We start from the raw sequence: 298 nt of genomic DNA, 5'->3' as shown, positions 1-298 counted from the left end.
GCCGCGACCAGGACGACGCCCAGGTTGACGCCGCTGTCCGCGCTCAGGCCGAGGCCGTGGAGCACCACGAGCGACAGGGGCAGCACGATCATCAGGACGACGATGACCGTCGCGGTGCGCTCGTCGACGGCGAGCTGTGGACCGCGCCGCCGACGCTCCCGCCGGCGCTCCCGGCGGGAGTGCGATCCGGTGGCGGTCGGCGCCTCGTCGGTCAGCCGCCGGGCCCGCTCGGTGGCGCTGCCGGCCTGCCAGACGGCGATCAGCCAGAGCGCGGTGACCGCCGCCACGGCGGCCGCGG

At 77.2% G+C, this 298-nt stretch carries 1 protein-coding gene; it reads right to left on the bottom strand.

The window, feature by feature from the left end:
- Positions 1-298 (bottom strand): hypothetical protein (locus ABD308_RS39295; RefSeq protein WP_344345912.1); only part of this gene is annotated, 298 nt, incomplete at both ends.

The sequence above is a fragment of the Kitasatospora putterlickiae genome (genome assembly GCF_039527695.1).
GTDB lineage: Bacteria > Actinomycetota > Actinomycetes > Streptomycetales > Streptomycetaceae > Kitasatospora > Kitasatospora putterlickiae.
This window is presented reverse-complemented; position numbering and strand designations above follow the sequence as displayed.